The sequence below is a fragment of the Olsenella porci genome, from assembly GCF_009695875.1.
GTDB lineage: Bacteria > Actinomycetota > Coriobacteriia > Coriobacteriales > Atopobiaceae > Olsenella_H > Olsenella_H porci.
Genome location: NZ_VUNC01000011.1, coordinates 1 through 4,920 on the forward strand (window position 1 = coordinate 1; position 4,920 = coordinate 4,920).

Annotated in this window: 6 protein-coding genes; all 6 read right to left on the reverse strand. The window is 72.6% G+C overall.

Annotated features, from left to right (window positions below):
• On the reverse strand, positions 1-1,601 hold a 1,601-nt coding region (locus FYJ68_RS09910), incomplete at its 3' end, for an MSCRAMM family protein (protein WP_268233790.1).
• Entirely contained in the window at positions 1,589-1,915 is a 327-nt protein-coding gene (locus tag FYJ68_RS10015; protein ID WP_229772196.1) for a hypothetical protein, read from the reverse strand. The genes FYJ68_RS10015 and FYJ68_RS09910, both read right to left, overlap by 13 nt.
• Positions 1,890-2,096 carry a hypothetical protein gene (locus FYJ68_RS10020; protein WP_195837807.1) on the reverse strand — a complete coding sequence of 69 codons (207 nt, stop codon included), beginning with the start codon at positions 2,094-2,096 and terminating at the stop codon, positions 1,890-1,892. The genes FYJ68_RS10015 and FYJ68_RS10020 overlap by 26 nt, the downstream gene beginning before the upstream one ends.
• Positions 2,097-2,149: 53 nt before the next feature.
• On the reverse strand, positions 2,150-3,139 hold the full coding sequence (locus tag FYJ68_RS09920) for a conjugal transfer protein TrbL (RefSeq protein WP_059053502.1): 990 nt from the start codon (positions 3,137-3,139) through the stop codon (positions 2,150-2,152).
• A 2-nt stretch (positions 3,140-3,141) separates the two neighbouring features.
• Complete coding sequence (locus tag FYJ68_RS09925; RefSeq protein ID WP_154436121.1) at positions 3,142-3,882, reverse strand: hypothetical protein; 741 nt, start codon at positions 3,880-3,882, stop codon at positions 3,142-3,144.
• Between the two features lie 14 nt (positions 3,883-3,896).
• Positions 3,897-4,920, reverse strand: a 1,024-nt coding sequence (locus tag FYJ68_RS09930) for an NlpC/P60 family protein (RefSeq protein ID WP_195837808.1), incomplete at its 5' end; no start/stop codon positions are given.

The following is a 4,920-nucleotide window of genomic DNA, read 5'->3' on the forward strand; positions in this document are numbered from 1 at the left end:
TCGTAGGGCAGGGCGCCCTTGGAGTCGTCCGGGGCGGTCTGGGAGTCCGCGGTGCCGCTGAACCACACGCCCGCGGAGGCGTCCCAGGTCCCCTCGCCCGCCGAGTCGTTGGCGTTCGTGCGCGTGGTGTGGGCGGCCCAGGACGACGAGGTGCTGGCCTGGCCGTTCTCGTCGGTCACGATGACGTGGGACTCTCCCGTGGTGGCGGAGGTGATCCGGAACGGGACGCCCGCGAGGCGCGCCATGCTGCCGGACTCGGCCTTCACGAGCTCGAGGTCGCCGCGCCTGACCTGCTCGGCGACCGTGGGGGTGGCGTAGGTGGAGACGGTCTCGGCCGTGCCCTCGCCGGTCACGTGGACGACGTGGGTGGCGTCGTCCCCCAGGTATCCGTTGGGGGCGGAGGTCTCGGTGATGGCGACCGTTCCCACCGGCACGCAGGCCTCGCCCCTGGAGTCTCGGTAGAGCGCGTCGCCCGTGGCGGACCCGAGGTCGGCGGTGCCGTCCTCGCCCGTGGTGACTGTCCAGATGCGGGTGGCCTTCGCGGGGAGGCTCCCCTCGTCGTACTGCCCGTCGTAGTAGCGGACCTCGAAGGTGGCGCCCTTGAGCGTCGCGGCGCCCAGCGGGGACGCCTTGCCCGTCTCCGCGTCGGCCTTCGCGAGCACGATCCCCAGCGGGTTCACCTGGGGGGCGTCGGTCGCCGTGGCCTTGGTGGTCCTCCCCGCCTCCACCGTGAGGGGGATCACGTCGGTCGAGAGCGCGTAGTTCCTCGCGGGCTTGGTCTCCCTCGCCCAGTAGCTCCCGGCGCGCAGCCCCTGGGCGGAGCCGTGCCCGCTCGCGTCGGTGACGATCGTCGCGACCGCCTGGGTGCAGGCCTCGTCGGAGTAGACGGTGTAGGTCGCGCCCTCGAGCGAGTAGCTGCCGTTGGCGTCGGACACCTCGTGGTTCGCGGACGACTTGGTGAGCTCGACGCCGCCCGTGGGGAGCACCTCTACGACGCTCTGGACCGTGCCGTTCGGCGAGTACCAGACCTTGCTCGCGCGGTCCCAGGCGCCCGCCTTGCCCGCGTGGGCGCGTGCGTCGGCGACCGCCGCCTGGATCTTGCCCGCGTCGGCGCGGCTCGCCCTGCCGCCGGCGCCGCTGTAGACGTTGCCCGACATCCTCCCGACGCTGTAGGCGCCGCTGGAGAGGTCCACGTCCATGCCGCAGAGCATCCACACGGCCACGTTGATCGCCTGGTCGGGCCTCTCGAGGCCGAGCGGGTTGCCCGGCGCCATGATGTGGACGAGGTACGCCAGCGCGTGCGGGTCGGGCAGGATGCCCGTGGCCTCGCCCGTGTAGTCCCACCTGGTGAACGTGGTCCCCGTGGGGTTGTGCGCCTCGGGGCTGATGCAGAAGAGCTGGCTGCCGGAGTCGCTCCCGAACGAGAGGAAGCCCTCGCCGCCGTTGGTCTCCGTCGTCACCCTCATGGTCCCGGTCGAGGCGTACGCCACCGCGGGCGCCAGCGCGCCCAGGGCCTGGCTGAGCACGAGCGCGGCCGATGCGATGGCCGCGACCACCCTCCGCGCGATCGTTCCCCTCGCCCTCTTTCTCACTCGTCCCATTGCCCGCGTCCTCCCTGCTCGCGTGCCTGTCTTGCGTCCCCCGCGATGCCGCGCGAGCCCTCCCGCGCCTCGCTCGCGCGCGTCCCCAGGGCCCGCCCCTGCGAGTGCTCGCGCGCCCAGCGGCGACGGCCCTCCACGATCGCGTCCCTGAGCTCGGCGGGGTCGACCCGCGCGCTCTCGCGCACGCGCCTCCCGTCCTCGCCGAGGACGGGGTTGCCCTCGGCGTCGAGGACCGAGCGGCGCAGGAGCACCTGCCGGTCCGCGGGGAGCGGCAGGTCTCGCCACCTCTCACCGCGCAGGGCCGACGGCCCCACCGACAGCGGCGTGAACTCCCAGCCGCCGTAGTCCGTCCCCCCCGACGACCGTCCCGGAGGGGACGCGGGCCTGGTTGAACTCGCGCTCCTCCCCGGTCCTGCGGTCCGTGTAGCGGATGTGCTCCCGCACGAAGTTCTCGTGCAGGGTGACCACCACCCGGCCGTCCCTCTCTCCTTCCATTCCTTCCTCCTATCCTTCGGGCCCTCCCGGGCCGCCCTTTGGGAGCCTGTTCGCTACCCGCCGAGGGCGTCCCTGGCCCATGCCCCGCTCTTCGCGAGCGAGAGCACGAGCAGGACGCACATGGCGAGGTACTGGAGCGCGTAGCTGAGCCCGCCCACGACCGAGTCGACGGGCGTACCGGTGCCGGCGCTCGCCGCGTTGAGCCCGCCGAGCACGACGGGGAACGCTATGAGGAGCAGCGTGATCACGAGGCCCGCGAGGCACACGGACGCGAACTGCCTGAGGTAGCCGACCCCCATCTGCCTGGTCTCGTCCAGGCCCAGGAGCGCCAGCGGGATGGGGCTGAGCGCCGCCATCACGTAGAGCTGGATCGCCCTGGCCCAGGTGACGACGAGGGCCACCACGTAGGCGACCACCACGACGAGCCAGCTGACGAGCGCGACGACGACCATCGCGAGGAGCGCCGCCACGTCGTCGTCCTCGGTCACGATCGAGACGGCCGAGAGGTCCATGGCCCCGCCCGTGCCGAACAGCGCCGTCACGCGGGTTATCGCGAGGCGCGCGACCTCGTAGAGGGCCCTCATGAGCTCGAACGAGTTCTGCACGAGGAAGAGGTTCACGGCGAAGAACACGAGCAGGAACACGACCTCCCTGATGGCCGGGACGGAGGCGTTGCCGTCCATGCGCTGGGAGATGTGCACGAGCTGGGCCGTGAAGACCATGGAGAGGACCCCGCAGCCGATGGGCAGGACGGCTGCCTGCCAGGCGCCGCGCGCCATCTCGGCGAGCGTCGTTCCGCCCGCCGTGCCGAGCATCGACGAGAAGGGCTTGGAGAGCACGCCCTCCACCCCTATCGACGCGAGCACCCTCGCCTGGGCGGCGAAGATCCAGTTGCAGGTGTCGCGCAGGACCCCGCACATCCACGAGTTGATGTCGTCGGCTATCGAGGCGAAGGCCGGGTGCGGGACGAGGAGCGCGACGGCGAGCGCGAGCCCCGCGGCGGCGGCGAGCCGGAGGGCCCCCGCCCTCTTTGCTCCGCGCATGGCTAGCCCGTCACCGAGAACGCGCCGCCGGACCACTCCACCGAGACGACGGTCCTGCCGGGGTCGTCGCAGGTGAAGGTCGCGGTCACGCGGTCCTCGTTCGTGTCGAGGAAGACCTCGCCGTCGAATGCGGCCTCCGACGCGCCGGGCACGTGCATCGAGACCCAGAGCCTGACCGCGGCGTCGAGCGCGGTCTCGTCCCCGCCCACGAGCGACAGGTACTCGTCGTCCACGCCCGTGACGCGGACCTCCCCGTCGGTCGGCGCCGGGACCCAGTCGAAGGCGACCCGCAGCTGCTCGCAGCGCAGCCTCGCGTCGTCCCCGTCGCCCGTGATGGTGGCGGTCGCCTGCACCACGGTGCCGTCCGCGCGCGTGATCGAGAGCTCGCAGCTCCCCGCGGAGTCCTCCGTCACGCGGTAGCTCGAGGTGTAGGTGTTCGTCCCGTCTGTCTCGACGATCCTGCCGCCGGACGCCGTGAGGCGCTCGGACGCGTCGTCGGCGCCCATCCACTCGCGGGACTCGAGCGCCGACGCGCACGACCCCGCCTCGCCCGTCTCGCCGGCGCTCCCTCCCGCGTCCGACCCGGCGGCGTCGGTCGCCGTCTGCGCCGCGGTCGCCCCGGAGGTCCCGCCGTCCGTCGCCGACGCGCTCCTGGCCGCCGAGCACCGCACCAGTGAGGCCGCCACGAGGACGGCGACGGCCCCCGCCGCCGCTATCGCCACGGCCCTCTTCCGTCTCTCCATGTCCCCTCTCCCTCCTAGTACCTGATCGCGCAGGTGAAGTAGCCGATGCCCGTGCCCACGCGCACGTGGTCGCCGGGCTTCGGCGCGTGTATGTACGAGTCGCCGCCTATGTAGATGCCGACGTGGCCCGGCTTCCAGAGGATGTCGCCGGGCTGGGCCTGCGAGAGCGGCACGCGCGTGCCGGCGGCCGCCTGGTCCTCCGAGTTGCGCGGGATCCGGATCCCCGCCTGCGCGTAGCACCACTGCGTGAGGCCGGAGCAGTCGAGCGCCCTGTAGGGCGTCGTCCCTCCCCAGACGTAGGGCGTGCCGATCTGCGTCTGGGCCGCGGCGACGATGGCGCCGCCCCCGGTGCCCGCGGTCCCAGCCGCCTTGAGGTCCGCCGCCGTCATGGAGTCGAACCTCCTGAGCCCGTAGGCGTCCATCGCGGACTTGAGCGACTCCACGTAGGAGGACGACGTGGCGTAGCCCGCCTCCTTGAGGCCCTCCGCCATGAGGTCGGAGTCGCGGGCCGCCACGGCCTGCCGGATCTTGGCGTTGTCGCGGTAGTTGGCCGCCTGCAGGAGCACGCGCGAGCGGAACCTGATGCAGTCCTCCGCGGACCTGAACCTCGTGAACGCGGCGGCGACGGTGACGCTCGCGCCGCCGTACTCCTCGCTCGTCTGCCACGACTCCTTCCCGGTGACCTCCGGGCAGGAGGCGAAGCTCGACGCCCACTTGATGCCGAAGAGGTTGTTGTCGCGGGTCGCGAGCCCGGATAGGTGGTCCCCGACGCCGGACTCGACGATGATCTGCGCGAGCGTGCACCCCGCGGGGTGCCCGTACTCGTCCTGGCACTCGAGCGCGGCGAGCACCATCGAGTAGGTGACGTAGGGCGGCAGGCCCTCCACCGAGCGGCGCGCCTCGTCCTCGTGCTCCCAGAACCCGAAGACGGACCCCAGCGCCTGCGAGACGAGGGTCGCGGCCAGCACGGCCGCGAGGATCCCGGCCACGGCCCCGGCGAGCGGCAGTGCCGCCCCGGACGCGGCGGCGGCCTTGCCG

What these genes read in the sequence shown, in the direction of transcription:
- FYJ68_RS10020 (WP_195837807.1), bottom strand. Translation starts at nt 2,096, where the DNA reads ATGGAAGGAGAGAGGGACGGCCGGGTGGTGGTCACCCTGCACGAGAAC.
- FYJ68_RS09920 (WP_059053502.1), bottom strand. Translation starts at nt 3,139, where the DNA reads ATGCGCGGAGCAAAGAGGGCGGGGGCCCTCCGGCTCGCCGCCGCCGCG.
- FYJ68_RS09925 (WP_154436121.1), bottom strand. Translation starts at nt 3,882, where the DNA reads ATGGAGAGACGGAAGAGGGCCGTGGCGATAGCGGCGGCGGGGGCCGTC.